The following is a 14288-nucleotide window of genomic DNA, read 5'->3' as shown; positions in this document are numbered from 1 at the left end:
AGAATTAGTTCTTTTTACGTTTATAATAAAACCAAATAATTAGCACTGTTAGTATAGCTAGAATAAGCCAGAAAAACAGGAACTTAAATACATTATTTGACATTGGGTTTATGGAAGAATAACCAGAGCTAATGTTGTCTTTGGGTATGAAAAGAGTAAATCCAAAAGATTTATCAGCCTTGTTTATATCGTTTTGATATTGCTTAAATTCATTTGGTTTTATATAGCTATTCTGAATTTTCAGGTATTGCTTAACATCTACTTCATTTTTCTTTTTATTGTATTTCACTTCCCAGTCGTAATAAAAAATATCAGAGCTTACTAGTTCATTCATATTTTCAATATTCCATGGTTCAGGAAGTTTTATTTTAAAATTATGTTGTCTAGAAACCGGATAGGCTAAGTCTACTTCATATTTTCTGTTTTCCTTTGTTGGTATGTATAATAAACCAATAAGACTTGCTGGAGTAAAAGAGGTAGAAATATGGTCTTCTTTATATTGCATAGGACTCCAAATACTATCCATTTTATACGCTTCAAAAGTGGTAAATTCGTTTGCAATTAAATTATCTGTAAACTCTGGCTTCTTAGTAGATTTTATATTAAAATAATAATTAGAATAGAAATCTTCATATTCCTTAGAAATCGAATTTATACCGTTATTTTTAAAATAATTCCGCATATTATCAGCTTCTCCATCGGTATACGTGGTAATAACATTTAGTATAGCTCCTTTGTTTATATCTTCCAGAATGTATTCTTCATTTGTAGTAACCACATTAGAAGATTTAGAAGTTATGGTATCAAAATCGGTAACTCCTGGTTTTAGAACTAAACCAAATTCATAATTTGGAAAATGTGTGTTTTTAAAAGTTCCTCCTTGATTTGTAGAAGTAGGATCATAATATAAAATGTTTTCTGCTCCATCGATAACTTTTACTACACAATGATCAAAAAAGATAGGAGAAGGCAAAAGCTCTTCTTTAATAGTATGTTTTAAATAGGTGTTTAAAAGCATAGGATAAGACTCAATCCCTAACGTATTCAACATAGTAACCATTAGCAAACTTTTATCTTTACAGTCACCAAATCGTTGTTTAAAAACTTTATTAGGACTGTTGGGTTTATAACTTCCTATACCAAGCTCATATCCTAAATATCTAATGTCATTTTGAACAAAATTTAAAATAGCTTTAATTTTTTCACCTTCTGTTTTATATTTCTCGTCTATTTTATTTATTTCTAATGCTAGTGTTTTGTCTATTTTGTAATTAGAATTGTAGGTGCTATTTCCCCAATGAACAACTTCTTCCCAACTGTCATAATCACTAATTACTAGAGTAGGATAGGTCATTTTCCAGGCAGGAATAGCATCTTCATAATCAAATTTTTCAGGGGTGTTAACAGACCATTGGTAATTGTTTAAACCATTTTTAACGCTTATTTCTGGTTCAATATCTGTATTGATGGTTTTATAATTTATATCGTTTTTTGTGAATAATGCCACATGAATTTTTCCTATTGGTACATTATCACTTAAATAAAAGATATCACTGTATTTGTTGTTATGTATAGGATTAAACCCAATAATAGAATAACTGCAATCTATTATATCATTGGTTCTTACATCCGATAGGTTAATCATGGCGCTAAGAGAGCCATCATATAAATAATTTTCCGCATTTAACTCTCTTCTAATAACTTGAAAGTCATTGGCATTCAATTTGTTTATAATTTTGTTATCTCTGGTTATAGTTAGTTTATGAAAGATTAATTTTTGATATAATGGGTCATAGGATACATTAATATTGGAAGCAGATTGTATACCAACATTATCTGTTATTTTGGTTGTAAACCTATAGTAATATTGCTGCGTTGGTATGTGTACTTGATAATCTGCAAGTAACATTAAGGTACCATCCGATAAATCGTCGTAATTAATATTAGGAGTTGTACTATAATCGTGATTAATCAACCACGAAGGATTTTCTTTAGTTGTAACTTTTATTTGGGAAACAGCGTTGTTTGAGAAAAAGACTAAAAATAGTAGGGTAAGTATGTTTTTCAAAGTATAGATTTTAAAAGCAAAGATGCTATTTTAAGTTTAAACCAAAAAATTAAGAATGCTATAGAACGGATTTCTTTAAGCATAAAATCAGTGTTTCTATAAAATGTTTCGTTTTTGTTGTAACTTATTGGCACTGTTAGGCGTCCTATGTTTTTAATCAATCAAAAACAATCATCATGAAAAAACAATCCAAACACCATTCTCGTAAAACCAATGCTTTTATCGTATTTGCTTTATTATTTTTTGTCCAAGTAACTTTTGGTCAAGTTAAAGAGGCGCAAATAACCAAATTAATTAATACATACACCGAATATAAATCCTTTAATGGTTCTGTTTTAATAGCAGAAAAAGGGAAGATTATTTATAAAAAGGGCTTCGGGTTTGCTAATATGGAATGGGATATTCCAAATACTTCAGTTACCAAACACCGGTTAGGTTCTATTTCTAAACAATTTACAGGGATGTTAATTCTTCAATTAGCAGAAGCTGGCAAAATAGATTTGCATGCTCCTATAACAAAGTATCTTCCAGATTATCCAAATGCAACCGGAGATATAATAACGACACATCACTTATTAACACATACTTCTGGAATACCTAATTACACCTCGTTTCCAGATTTTTTCAAAAATAAAAGTAGAGATCCGTATACACCAACGGCGTTTGTTAAAGAGTTTTCTGAAATGGATTTAGATTTCACTCCAGGAGAACAATTTAGCTATAGTAATTCTGGATATTTTCTTTTAGGGGTTTTAATTGAAAAAATTTCGGGAAAGTCCTACGAGCAAATGTTACAAGAAAAGATCTTCACACCTTTACAGATGAAAGGTTCCGGATTTGATCATCATGCAACCATTTTAAAGCATAGAGCAACAGGTTATGAGAAACAAGGCGGCGATTTTGTAAATGCTAGTTATTTAGACATGTCTATTCCGTATGCTGCAGGATCTTTATACGCTACAGCGGAAGACTTATACCTTTGGGATCAAGCTTTATATACTAACCAACTTCTTTCTAAAGCATCTATGGATCTGTTTTTTGGAGAACATATTAAAGCCGGAAACGGACATTATGGTTATGGTTGGTTTATTGGAAGTGAATCGATAGGAAACACAGAAGAAAGTGTGGAAGCAATAAGTCATGGCGGAGGAATTAACGGATTTAATACCTTAATTACTAGAGTGCCATCGGATAAGTCTTTAATCGTACTATTAAATAATACTGGAGGCGCACCACTTAGTGAAATGGCTAGAGCTATTCGCGGAATTTTATATAATAAATCCTATGATTTCCCTAAGAAATCAGTGGCTACTGCTTTTGCCAATGCAATAGAATCGAAAGGAATAGATGCTGCTATAATCTACTATAATACCATTAAATCTTCTAATGATTATAGTTTAAACGAAAGCGATATGAATAACATAGGTTATACATTATTACAATCGGAAAAAGTAGACCAAGCAATTACTGTTTTTAAACTTATTGTGGATGAATTTCCAAAATCATTTAATGCGTATGACAGTTATGCCGAAGCTTTAATGACTCAAGGAAACAAAGAACAAGCAATTGTAAATTATAAAAAATCGGTAGAAATAAACCCAAATAACCAGAATGGTATCGATTACCTAAAGAAGTTAGGAGCAGACGTTTCCGGTTTAGAAAAAGAAGTAGTTGTAGCAGATAGTATTTTACAAAGTTATGTTGGGGATTACGAACTTGCTCCAGGATTTATACTTAAAGTAACCAAAGATGGAAGTCAATTAAATACACAAGCAACAGGACAAAGTATGGTTGCTATTTTTCCAAAATCAGATAACGTGTTTTATTTAAAAGTAGTTGCAGCACAATTAACGTTTAATAAAAATGCTTCAGGAGAAATAGAAAGTGTAACCCTTTTGCAAGGAGGAAGAGAAATGGTAGGTAAGAAAATGTAAAACAAACATTTTTAAATAGTAAAAACCCTTGAAAATATTCGAGGGTTTTTTTATTTGTAATAACTAGGTTTTATATGTTTTTGGCAAATCTAGAAAATAATCCATTAAACGAAATCTTTAAAAATACTAGCTTTTATTGCTGACCATTCTTCTTTTAAGATGCCATAACAGCAAGTGCTGCGTTTAAAACCATCTAGCATTAAAGTGTCTTTTCGTAAAAGGCCTTCAAGAATTCCTCCAACTTTTTCAACAGCTTTTCTAGATTTTATATTGCGCGCATCCACTCGAAACTCTACTTTATCAAAGGCTAAAGTTTCAAAAGCATATTGAAGCATTAAAAATTTCATTTGCATATTCAATCCAGAACCTTGAAAATCTGCACCAATCCATGTCCAACCAATATGCAGTACTTTATTTTTATAATTTATTAAGCCAAACCTTGTGCATCCTGCATAGGCTTGTTTTTTCTTATCGTAAATTATAAAAGGAATTGCGGTTTTTTGGTAATAACTATCTACAGCTTGTTGTACATATGCTTTTAATTTTGCAGGAGTTGAAATTGCACTAGGTGAGTAGAATACTAAATCCTTTTCTCTAGCAATTGTTGCTAAATGTTCGTAATTACTCAAGTCTAAAAGACTAAGTTTTACATGTTCGTTTTCTAAGGTTTGTGCTTTCATGTGTGCTTTCCGCGAAAGCGAAAATATTTTTAATTAAACCAATCCATTTATCAATGGGACATTAACAATATGTTTTCCTTCAAAAGGAAGGATATGCAAATGATCACCAAATAATTCTTTTGCTCTTTGGGTTTCCTGTGTAATGCGTTCTTCATTTAAATATTCGTCTTCGGTACCATAAATCATAGATACTTTAGCATTAAAAAAATCAAAATCTTTAGGTTCTATTTCTTTTGGTATTCCTCCAGAATGTAAAACTAATTGCGCACATTGTAATTTTCGTCTAGCAACAAAACGCGTAACAATGCTAACACCTTGTGAGTATCCTAAAAAGATGAGGTTTACATCGTTTGGAACATTTTCTGCTTCAAGAACTGCATCCAAATTACGCATAACGTTCTCCGTTTCTTTTATGGTATTTTCCTTAGTTAACCAACTTGCTCCAACATGTTTGAATTTTGGGGCGCTATAGAATTTGCTCTGTGCTTGTGGTGCAATAATATAGTTTTCGTCTTTGTTTAATCCTTCAAAATATCTTAAAAAATATCTACTTAAATAACCCATTCCATGACAAACAAACCAGACGTTTTTAGTTTTGTCGGTTAACTTATTTAAAGTAGCATAACTATTGGTAGTTGTGTATGAAATTTCTTTTTCTTCTAAATTCATTTTGTACTTTTACAATCCGACAATAAAAATACATTATTTATATGCAATTATCTAAAGAAAGCGTCCTAGCAAAAGCAAATGCTGCGAGTAAAAACACCTTAATGGAAACCTTAAATATTGAAATGGTAGACTATGGCGAAGATTTTTTAGTAGCAAGAATGCCTGTAGATTCTAGAGTATATCAACCAGATGGTGTTTTACATGGAGGAGCAACTGCTGCTTTAGCAGAAAGTGTAGGTAGTTTTGCTTCACATGTTTTTATGGATACTGAAAATAAATTTGTTCGTGGTTTAGAGATTACAGCAAATCATTTAAAAAGTGTGACCGAAGGTTTTGTATACGCAAAAGCTACTTTTTTGCACAAAGGAAGAACGACACAATTATTAGATATTAGAGTTACAGATGATCAGGATAATTTGGTGTCAATTTGTAGACTATCTACCATCTCATTACCTAAAAAGAAATAGGTTTCCGTTTTCACGGAAATGAAACACATAGTATTTATGCAAACCTCCGATTTTTTAGAAATTGCCCAGAATCATTTTGACGATGCTTTGCCTTTTGTGCTGTACCGTAAACCGAAAGCTTCCGTTTTAAAAGGGATTTTTCAAAATAATGATTCGGTGTATACTTCTAAAGATCTAACGGAAAGTGGTTTTGTCTTTGCACCTTTCAATAGCAAAAAGCAAACGATTTTAATGCCGTTTTCAGCTTCGGAAACATTGGAGTCTAGTTTTATTATTTCAGAATTTATAACGGAAGATGTACAAGAAAAAAGCGAAATTCAGCAGCAAGAAGAAAGTGTATTAAAAGAAGCACAAGAATTTCATGTTGATTTGGTTTCCAATGCAATTCAAGCAATTGAAATAAAGAGCTTAAAAAAAGTAGTCGTTTCTAGAAAAGAAGAAGTAAAGCTTATTGAAAGTAATCCGCTGCAACTTTTTAAACGCTTATTAGCACAATACCAAAACGCTTTTGTGTATTGTTGGTATCACCCAAAAATTGGTTTATGGCTTGGAGCTACACCAGAAACCTTATTAAGTGTAACCGGAAATAGGTTTACAACTATGGCTTTAGCAGGAACACAAGCTTATTTGGGAGACGATAATCCAAATTGGGAAGCTAAAGAAACGGAAGAACAACAGTTAGTAACCGATTATTTAATTTCTAGTTTAGAGACTTCGGTAAGTAATATCAAGGTAGCAGATACAGAAACTATAAAGGCAGGGAATTTACTACACATAAGGACTCGGGTTTCTGGTATTTTAAACGCCAATTTAAAAGAGGTTGTAATGGCTTTGCATCCAACACCAGCTGTTTGCGGATTACCAAAAATGGCTGCGAAGGAATTTATTTTAGAAAATGAAAACTATAATCGAGAATTTTATACGGGTTTTTTAGGCGAAATAAATAGTAAAGAAATAACAGCAAGAAATACCAACCGCAGGAATGTAGAAAATAACGCATATTCGGCCATTAAAACGGTATCTAACTTGTATGTGAATTTGCGTTGTATGCAGTTAACAGATATAAAAGCAAGTATATATGTTGGTGGTGGAATTACGAAGGACTCTATTGCAGAAAACGAATGGCAGGAAACCGTAAATAAAACGGAAACAATGAAGGCTGTTTTGTAGTCCAAGCAAGAATCTATCCGTGTTTTTTAGCTAATACTGAAAAATATAAAACCAAAATATAATCGGGTATTAGTAGCAAAAACTTACATTTGTATATCGCTTTTTTCTTAATTTAAAAAGATTCCCATTTTCAGGGGAAGTACGCATGAAATACCCGAAAATCCCTTTAGCCCAGACCGTTATTCAGCTTTGTAAAGCAAAGCATATAAACCATATTATTATTTCTCCAGGAAGTAGAAATGCACCTTTAACCATTGGTTTTACAAACGATGATTATTTTACATGTTACAGCGTTGTAGATGAACGTTGTGCTGCATTTTTCGCTTTAGGTATTGCGCAACAAATGCAAAAACCTGTTGCTGTTATTTGTTCTTCTGGTAGTGCATTATTGAATTATTATCCTGCAATTGCAGAAGCTTTTTATAGTAATATTCCGCTGGTAGTTTTATCGGCAGACAGACCAAAACATTTACTGGGAATTGGTGATGGACAAACCATTAATCAAGAAAATGTGTATGAAAATCACATTTTATATTCGGCAAATTTGAAACAAGATTTGAAAGCCGAAAATAGCTTTATTCAAAATGAGGAATTGCCCATTTTTAAGAACATTGAAAATAAATTAGAAAAGCTTTTAGGTTTACAGCAAAATATTCAATTGCAAAATGAAGTAGAAATAAATGAAGCTTTAAATATAGCGATACATAAAAGTGGTCCTGTACATATTAATATTCCGTTTGATGAACCTTTATATGAAACCGTTGACACGTTAACGGTTGCACCAAAAGTAGTTGAGGTAATTCCAAAAACGAATAAAATAGAAGAATTACTGTTATCTAATTTGGTTAGTGATTGGTATGATGCTAAAAAGAAGATGGTAGTTGTAGGTGTAAATCCACCGAATAGTATAGAACAAAAATGGTTAGATGAACTTGCAGAGGATGAAAGTGTTGTTGTATTTACAGAAACTACTTCTAATATACATCATCGACATTTTTTTAATAGTATAGATAAAATAATAGCCCCTTTAAATGAAGAAGAATTTAAAGCCTTACAACCTGATATTCTTGTAACTTTTGGCGGGTTAATTGTATCGAAAAAAATTAAAGCCTTTTTACGAAAGCACAAACCGAAACAACATTGGCATATTGGAACAGAAAAAGCGAACGATACTTTTTTCTGTTTAGAACATCATCTAAAAATAACGCCAAATTTATTTTTTACGCAGTTTTTTCAGGAAGTAACGCATCTTACCAAAAGTGATTACCAAGCATACTGGACAACAATAAAAAAAGATAGAAAAAAGAAACATGCAGCGTATTTTGAAAACATATCGTTTTCCGATTTAATAGCATTTAAAACTATTTTTAAATCTATTCCAGATCATTCGGTTTTACAATTAAGTAATAGTTCTACCATTAGATATGCCCAACTGTTTAATCTAAATAAAACGCTGGAAGTTTTTTGTAATAGAGGAACTAGCGGAATTGATGGCAGTACAAGCACAGCAGTTGGTTGTGCCGTTGCTAACCAAAAACAAACTGTTTTTATTACTGGAGATCTAAGCTTCTTTTATGATAGCAATGCACTTTGGAATAATTACATCCCTAATCATTTTAGAATTATTGTAGTTAATAATCAAGGAGGTGGTATTTTTAGAATTCTTCCTGGAGAAAAAAAATCTGAAAATTTTGATACCTTTTTTGAAACCACACACAATCTCTCAGCGAAACAATTAAGTGATATGTATGGTTTTACTTATGAAAGTGCTAGTAATCAGATAGAATTAAAAACTGCTTTGTCGTCCTTTTATTTGGAAACTGATACTCCTAAAATTTTAGAAGTCTTTACACCAAGAACCGTTAATGATACTACATTATTAAATTATTTTAAAGCTTTAAAGTAGCTTGTCGATTTATTTTGTGTTTCATCGATCATATCCAGTATTTAAAAATTTATTAATATTGAAAAATGCTTAAATACCTTATCTTTAAGATACTTAAAACAATCAATAACTATAAAATATAATACCATGAGTAAAAGAGATGATTTAATTGTAAAGTATGCTGCAGATTTAAAAGATAAGATTGGTGTGACTCCAGATATGGATTTACTAACGAAAGTAACTATTGGTTGTGGACCATCTATTTATAATGCAGATGCAGCTACAGTTTCAGGATCTGATGCATCAGAACTAGCAACCGTTAAAAATAATTTTTTAATTAAAAAACTAGGTTTAGCAGATACTGCAGATTTAGACAAAGCTATTGATTCGGTAATGGAAAAATATGGTAAGTCTAATAGAAGTAAGTACAGAGCAGTTGTATATTACTTACTAACACAACATTTTAAAAAAGAGGCTATTTATAAATAGATTTTTTTTACTAAATATATCGAAGCGCTACAGGAATGTAGCGCTTTTTTGTTTTCTAGTGATTTCGTTTTTAAAAAATTACATTTTTGAATTTTAATATCCTTACTTTTGCAGTATGATACATTTAGGAGAATACAATACGCTTACTATTATACGTGAAACAGAACCAGGATTATTCTTGAGTGATGAAGAAGATAATGAAGTTTTACTGCCAAATAGATATGTGCCAAATGAATTTGAAATTTGGGACAAGCTAGAAGTATTCATCTATTTAGATAATCAAGAACGGTTAGTAGCAGTTACAGATAAACCGTATATACAACGTAATGAATTTGCTTTATTACGCTGTAATGAAACAACAAAACATGGTGCTTTTTTAGATTGGGGAATGGTAAAAGAATTATTCTGCCCTTTTAAAGAACAGGCCTATGATATGATAAAAGGAGGTTGGTATTTGGTGTATTGTTACTTAGACGAAGAAACCAATAGGTTAGTAGCTTCTAGCAAAACCAATCAATTTTTAGATAATAAGGAATTAACGGTTGCAGAATATGACGAAGTAGACTTAATCGCATCTCATAAAAGTGATATTGGTTGGAATGTTATTATAAATAAAATACACTCCGGCTTAATTTATACCGATAATATTTTTCAAGATATTAGCGTAGGAGATAAGCTAAAAGGAATTGTTAAAAAAATAAGACCAGGTAATAAGATAGATATTATTTTAGGTCAAGTGGGCTATAGAAATATAGAGCCAAATGCAGAAATAGTAATGGGCTATCTGCAGGATAATAATGGGTTTTTAAATCTAACAGATAAATCTAGTCCAGAAGTTATTAAAGAGGTCCTACAAATGAGTAAAAAAAGCTTTAAAAAGGCTTTAGGTAATTTATATAAGCAGAAACTTGTAACCATTAAAGAAGACGGTATTCACCTAATTTAGAAATTTATTTCTATTTATTTTCTATAGATGAAGTTTGCTGCTGTAAATTTACCTCTTTAACCCAATTAATAGCTTCAAAAATACTATGGAAGCGTTCTAGTTTGGAGTTGAAAAACAGCATTTCAATAGCTACATTTGCTCTAGCATTTTTAGTGTAAGTTACTACGGCAAGACCATTTAGTTTTCTGCCCGTTTTAAAGAAATTATGCCAACCTAATGGATTTATAGAATATTGGTTTATCCTGTTTGATATTAGGCATATTGGGGCATCTTTCCCGTAATAGTTTTTTGCTAATGTTACAACTCCTTGTGTAATCCCCCAATTATAGTCCACACCTTCATTAACTTCAGAAACAATAAAATCTTTAAAGAAGTAATATACGCCATGTTCAAAAACATGTGTGTCTTCTATGAGTTCTTTTAAGTTTGTGTCTGTAATTCTCATTAATAATATTTTATAAAATTAATTAATAACAAATAGCTTAATTTTTATTAAGCTATTTGTTTGTAGGTTCTATAGAATGTTAGATACACTAACAAAATAAAAAGGTAGGTTTTGGAGCAAAAAAGAAAAGGCGGCTTGCGGTAATTTAAATTAGTTTCTAGGTGCTACTAATTGTGTTTAGGGATTTTTAATCTACCTTATTCAAGCGGTCCTCTTATCAGTAATACTGGAAATACTATCTATAGCATCATGCAAGCTTTTATAGCATTCTGATTTACATTTAATAAATGTTTGTTCTAATCTTGCATTAGCATAAGCCAATTCATTATAATAAACAAAAGAGACATTTTTTAAGGAGTTAGCATTTTCATTTTTATAAAAATCGAACCAATACGTTGGTTCTATAGAGTAATTATTTATTCTATTCGATATTACCTGTAAATTAGTATTTGTTCCATAATAGTCAAAAATTAAATTTGTTAGTTGAATGGATGATGCAAAGCTAAATAGCTCACCTTCATTTATTTCGGTGACGATAAACGTGTTAAAAAAATAAACTACACCAAATTTAGTGACGTGGATACCTTCAATTGAGGGAGCAAATTTTGAATCAATTAATTTCATAGTGGTTATTAGTGTGAGACAAAATTATATACTAGACGTCTTATTATCAGTTCTTTAATTTTGTTTTCTTAAAAACACGATGAAGGGGCTATAAATCAGCCAAAATACATGTTTTGTGTAGGAAATTACTACATAATTAAATTTAGTAAAATATAATTTGTTGTTTTACAGTTGTTTGTGTGGGTTTTAGAAATTATTGAAATGGATGTTTTAATGCAATGATTTAAATAATAAAAAAAATGTATTTTTACAGTCTAATTAGAGAACATGAGCCAAATAGATTGGAAAACCGCTAAAGAGTATGAAGACATTACTTATAAAAAATGTAATGGCGTTGCAAGAATCGCTTTTAACAGACCAGATATAAGAAACGCATTTAGACCAAAAACAACAAAAGAACTGTATGATGCATTTTATGATGCAGGAGAAGATACAAGTATAGGTGTCGTTCTATTATCTGCGGAAGGGCCTTCTACCAAAGATGGCATTTGGAGCTTTTGTTCTGGAGGAGACCAAAAAGCAAGAGGGCATCAAGGTTATGTAGGAGAAGATGGTTATCACAGACTAAATATTTTGGAAGTACAACGTTTAATTCGTTTTATGCCAAAAGCAGTAATTGCAGTCGTTCCTGGTTGGGCTGTTGGTGGCGGACATAGTTTACATGTGGTTTGCGATTTAACGCTTGCGAGTAAAGAACACGCCATTTTTAAACAAACAGATGCAGATGTAACTAGTTTTGATGGTGGTTATGGTTCTGCATATTTAGCCAAAATGGTTGGACAAAAAAGAGCACGTGAAATCTTTTTCTTAGGAAGAAATTATTCTGCACAAGAAGCGTATGATATGGGAATGGTAAATGCCGTTATTCCACATGATGAGTTAGAAGAAACAGCTTTTAATTGGGCACAAGAAATATTAGAAAAATCGCCAACATCTATTAAAATGTTGAAATTCGCAATGAATTTAACAGACGATGGTATGGTTGGTCAGCAAGTATTTGCAGGGGAAGCTACACGTTTAGCATATATGACCGATGAAGCAAAAGAAGGTCGAGATGCTTTTTTAGAAAAGCGTAAACCAAATTTTCCAAAAAAATGGATTCCTTGATTTATGAGTACATTTAAATATTGGGTACAAGCAGCAAGATTAAGAACATTACCGCTTTCTGTTTCAGGAATTATTGTGGGTTCTTCTTTGGCTGCATATAATGGATTTTTTAATTGGCAAATTTTCATATTTGCTATATTAACTACCATTAGCCTTCAGGTATTATCTAATTTTGCAAATGATTACGGTGATGGCGTAAAAGGAACCGATAATGAAGATAGAATTGGGCCGGAGCGTGCTTTACAAAGCGGAAATATCTCTGCAGAACAAATGCTGGAGGCCATAAAAAAGAACATTCTTATTTGTATTGTTTTATCCTTAGGTTTAATTTATTCTGCCTTTGGGTCTAAACACTTAGTATATGCTTTAGTCTTTTTTGTTATTGGTTTATTTTCAATTTATGCTGCCATTAAGTATACTATGGGAAGCAATGCTTATGGCTATAAAGGTTTAGGCGATGTTTTTGTATTTCTGTTTTTTGGTTTAGTAAGTGTAATAGGTAGTTATGTTTTATATAGCAAACAAATAGATCATGTTACTTTTTTACCCGCTTGTACTTTAGGTTTGCTAAGTGCTGCAGTGCTAAATCTTAATAATATGAGAGACATTGCATCGGATAGAAAAGCAGGAAAAAACACACTTGTTGTTAAACTCGGGAGTAATAAAGCGAAGAAGTATCATTACTTTTTAATTATTTCAGCGATTGCTTTATCTACCTTGTATGGAATTCTATATTATAATTCCGTATTTAATTTTTTATTCCTTATCGCGTATATTCCTTTATTTCTGCATCTTAAAAAGGTGAAAAATAATAAAGAGCCTGTGCATTTAGATCCAGAACTTAAAAAACTAGCACTAACCACATTTTTATTAGCAATTCTTTTGTCTGTAGGACATTTATTGTAATCTATTTCTTATAAAGCGCTGTATAGAAGTGAATTACAGGTTTATTTGTTTGTGAAACAAATAATTATATGTATATTTAAGATGTTGATACATCCTAGTAATTTAAAATACGAGGGTATTAACTTCAATTTTGGGGATTGAAAAACTCAGACAAATTCTACAATATGTCTGAGTTTTTTTTGTAATTTTCTTTTCTAAAAAATAACGAATGAAAATCACATTTTACGGCCACGCAAGTTTAGGAATTCAAATAGAAGATATACACATTCTTGTAGATCCATTTATCACAGGAAATCCAAAAGCTTCACATATAAATATAGATATGCTGCAAGCAGATTATATATTACTTACACATGCGCATCAAGATCATATTTTAGATGTAGAAGCTATTGCGAAACGTACAGATGCTGTAATTGTTTCTAATTTTGAAATTGTTACGCATTTTCAAAATTTAGGTTTTGAAGGGCATCCTATGAATCTTGGAGGAACTTGGGATTTTGAATTTGGAAGTCTGAAATATGTAAACGCTATTCATACTTCTTCTTTTCCAGATGGAAAATATGGTGGACAACCAGGAGGTTTTGTTTTAGAAAGCGAACATAAAAATATTTACATCGCTGGGGATACTGCTTTAACTATGGATATGAAATTAATACCTATGCAAACCAAATTAGATTTAGCCATTTTACCTATTGGTGATAATTTTACAATGGGAATTGCAGACGCTATTCTTGCTAGTGATTTTGTGGATTGCGATAAGGTTTTAGGCTATCATTTTGATACTTTTGGTTATATAGAAATAGATCATGAAGTTGCCAAACAACTCTTTTTTAATAAAGACAAAGATCTTATGTTATTAGATATTGGTGAAAGTATTGAGCTTTAAATTAAATGGAAA

Annotated in this window: 14 protein-coding genes; 9 read left to right on the top strand and 5 right to left on the bottom strand. The window is 31.3% G+C overall.

Annotated elements, in window-relative coordinates; translation table 11 throughout:
* Window positions 1-4: 4 nt before the first annotated feature.
* Window positions 5-2068 (bottom strand): DUF3857 domain-containing transglutaminase family protein, encoded by a 2064-nt coding sequence (locus tag ACVCZW_RS19265; RefSeq protein WP_452233223.1) that lies wholly within the window; start codon window positions 2066-2068, stop codon window positions 5-7.
* Window positions 2069-2244: 176 nt separating this feature from the next.
* Between ACVCZW_RS19265 and ACVCZW_RS19260 the strand changes: the two genes are divergently transcribed.
* The gene (locus ACVCZW_RS19260) at window positions 2245-4002 is read left to right on the top strand and encodes a serine hydrolase (protein WP_452233222.1); all 1758 of its coding nucleotides are present in this window, start codon (window positions 2245-2247) and stop codon (window positions 4000-4002) included.
* 104 nt (window positions 4003-4106) lie between these two features.
* On the opposite strand, the gene ACVCZW_RS19255 is transcribed toward ACVCZW_RS19260, so the two are convergent.
* Both ACVCZW_RS19255 and ACVCZW_RS19250 read right to left on the bottom strand, forming a co-directional pair.
* Window positions 4107-4682 (bottom strand): GNAT family N-acetyltransferase, encoded by a 576-nt coding sequence (locus ACVCZW_RS19255; RefSeq protein WP_452233221.1) that lies wholly within the window; start codon window positions 4680-4682, stop codon window positions 4107-4109.
* A gap of 33 nt (window positions 4683-4715) precedes the next feature.
* A complete protein-coding gene (locus tag ACVCZW_RS19250) occupies window positions 4716-5351 on the bottom strand; it encodes an alpha/beta hydrolase (RefSeq protein ID WP_452233220.1) in 636 nt (211 codons plus the stop codon).
* 41 nt (window positions 5352-5392) lie between these two features.
* Between ACVCZW_RS19250 and ACVCZW_RS19245 the strand changes: the two genes are divergently transcribed.
* From ACVCZW_RS19245 to ACVCZW_RS19225, 5 genes are all read left to right on the top strand, one after another.
* On the top strand, window positions 5393-5818 hold the full coding sequence (locus ACVCZW_RS19245; protein ID WP_452227789.1) for a PaaI family thioesterase: 426 nt from the start codon (window positions 5393-5395) through the stop codon (window positions 5816-5818).
* A gap of 18 nt (window positions 5819-5836) precedes the next feature.
* Window positions 5837-6988 carry a chorismate-binding protein gene (locus ACVCZW_RS19240; protein ID WP_452233219.1) on the top strand — a complete coding sequence of 384 codons (1152 nt, stop codon included), beginning with the start codon at window positions 5837-5839 and terminating at the stop codon, window positions 6986-6988.
* Between the two features lie 145 nt (window positions 6989-7133).
* Complete coding sequence (menD, locus tag ACVCZW_RS19235) at window positions 7134-8894, top strand: 2-succinyl-5-enolpyruvyl-6-hydroxy-3-cyclohexene-1-carboxylic-acid synthase (protein ID WP_452233218.1); 1761 nt, start codon at window positions 7134-7136, stop codon at window positions 8892-8894.
* A gap of 126 nt (window positions 8895-9020) precedes the next feature.
* Window positions 9021-9362 carry a DUF2853 family protein gene (locus ACVCZW_RS19230; protein WP_452227792.1) on the top strand — a complete coding sequence of 114 codons (342 nt, stop codon included), beginning with the start codon at window positions 9021-9023 and terminating at the stop codon, window positions 9360-9362.
* 115 nt (window positions 9363-9477) lie between these two features.
* Window positions 9478-10308, top strand: a complete 831-nt coding sequence (locus ACVCZW_RS19225; RefSeq protein WP_452227793.1) for a CvfB family protein — start codon at window positions 9478-9480, stop codon at window positions 10306-10308.
* Between the two features lie 10 nt (window positions 10309-10318).
* On the opposite strand, the gene ACVCZW_RS19220 is transcribed toward ACVCZW_RS19225, so the two are convergent.
* Both ACVCZW_RS19220 and ACVCZW_RS19215 read right to left on the bottom strand, forming a co-directional pair.
* Window positions 10319-10753: a hypothetical protein gene (locus tag ACVCZW_RS19220; protein WP_452227794.1), complete on the bottom strand. Its 435-nt coding sequence runs from the start codon at window positions 10751-10753 to the stop codon at window positions 10319-10321.
* 201 nt (window positions 10754-10954) lie between these two features.
* A complete protein-coding gene (locus tag ACVCZW_RS19215) occupies window positions 10955-11377 on the bottom strand; it encodes a hypothetical protein (protein WP_452227795.1) in 423 nt (140 codons plus the stop codon).
* A gap of 267 nt (window positions 11378-11644) precedes the next feature.
* Here ACVCZW_RS19215 and ACVCZW_RS19210 point away from each other — a divergent pair, with 267 nt between their 5' ends.
* The 3 genes from ACVCZW_RS19210 to ACVCZW_RS19200 all read left to right on the top strand — a co-directional run bounded on the left by ACVCZW_RS19210 (window position 11645) and on the right by ACVCZW_RS19200 (window position 14276).
* Window positions 11645-12484: a 1,4-dihydroxy-2-naphthoyl-CoA synthase gene (locus ACVCZW_RS19210; protein WP_452227796.1), complete on the top strand. Its 840-nt coding sequence runs from the start codon at window positions 11645-11647 to the stop codon at window positions 12482-12484.
* A gap of 3 nt (window positions 12485-12487) precedes the next feature.
* Complete coding sequence (locus tag ACVCZW_RS19205) at window positions 12488-13390, top strand: 1,4-dihydroxy-2-naphthoate polyprenyltransferase (protein ID WP_452233217.1); 903 nt, start codon at window positions 12488-12490, stop codon at window positions 13388-13390.
* Between the two features lie 208 nt (window positions 13391-13598).
* Window positions 13599-14276 (top strand): metal-dependent hydrolase, encoded by a 678-nt coding sequence (locus tag ACVCZW_RS19200; protein ID WP_452227798.1) that lies wholly within the window; start codon window positions 13599-13601, stop codon window positions 14274-14276.
* The last annotated feature ends 12 nt before the right edge of the window (window positions 14277-14288 follow it).

The sequence above is a fragment of the Lacinutrix sp. MEBiC02595 genome, from assembly GCF_053601555.1.
The sequence above is the reverse complement of the archived record's forward strand: the minus strand, read 5'-3'. Positions and strand labels throughout refer to the sequence as shown.

What these genes read in the sequence shown, in the direction of transcription:
- ACVCZW_RS19260 (WP_452233222.1), top strand. Translation starts at nt 2,245, where the DNA reads ATGAAAAAACAATCCAAACACCATTCTCGTAAAACCAATGCTTTTATC.
- ACVCZW_RS19255 (WP_452233221.1), bottom strand. Translation starts at nt 4,682, where the DNA reads ATGAAAGCACAAACCTTAGAAAACGAACATGTAAAACTTAGTCTTTTA.
- ACVCZW_RS19250 (WP_452233220.1), bottom strand. Translation starts at nt 5,351, where the DNA reads ATGAATTTAGAAGAAAAAGAAATTTCATACACAACTACCAATAGTTAT.
- ACVCZW_RS19245 (WP_452227789.1), top strand. Translation starts at nt 5,393, where the DNA reads ATGCAATTATCTAAAGAAAGCGTCCTAGCAAAAGCAAATGCTGCGAGT.
- ACVCZW_RS19240 (WP_452233219.1), top strand. Translation starts at nt 5,837, where the DNA reads ATGAAACACATAGTATTTATGCAAACCTCCGATTTTTTAGAAATTGCC.
- menD (WP_452233218.1), top strand. Translation starts at nt 7,134, where the DNA reads ATGAAATACCCGAAAATCCCTTTAGCCCAGACCGTTATTCAGCTTTGT.
- ACVCZW_RS19230 (WP_452227792.1), top strand. Translation starts at nt 9,021, where the DNA reads ATGAGTAAAAGAGATGATTTAATTGTAAAGTATGCTGCAGATTTAAAA.
- ACVCZW_RS19225 (WP_452227793.1), top strand. Translation starts at nt 9,478, where the DNA reads ATGATACATTTAGGAGAATACAATACGCTTACTATTATACGTGAAACA.
- ACVCZW_RS19220 (WP_452227794.1), bottom strand. Translation starts at nt 10,753, where the DNA reads ATGAGAATTACAGACACAAACTTAAAAGAACTCATAGAAGACACACAT.
- ACVCZW_RS19215 (WP_452227795.1), bottom strand. Translation starts at nt 11,377, where the DNA reads ATGAAATTAATTGATTCAAAATTTGCTCCCTCAATTGAAGGTATCCAC.
- ACVCZW_RS19210 (WP_452227796.1), top strand. Translation starts at nt 11,645, where the DNA reads ATGAGCCAAATAGATTGGAAAACCGCTAAAGAGTATGAAGACATTACT.
- ACVCZW_RS19205 (WP_452233217.1), top strand. Translation starts at nt 12,488, where the DNA reads ATGAGTACATTTAAATATTGGGTACAAGCAGCAAGATTAAGAACATTA.
- ACVCZW_RS19200 (WP_452227798.1), top strand. Translation starts at nt 13,599, where the DNA reads ATGAAAATCACATTTTACGGCCACGCAAGTTTAGGAATTCAAATAGAA.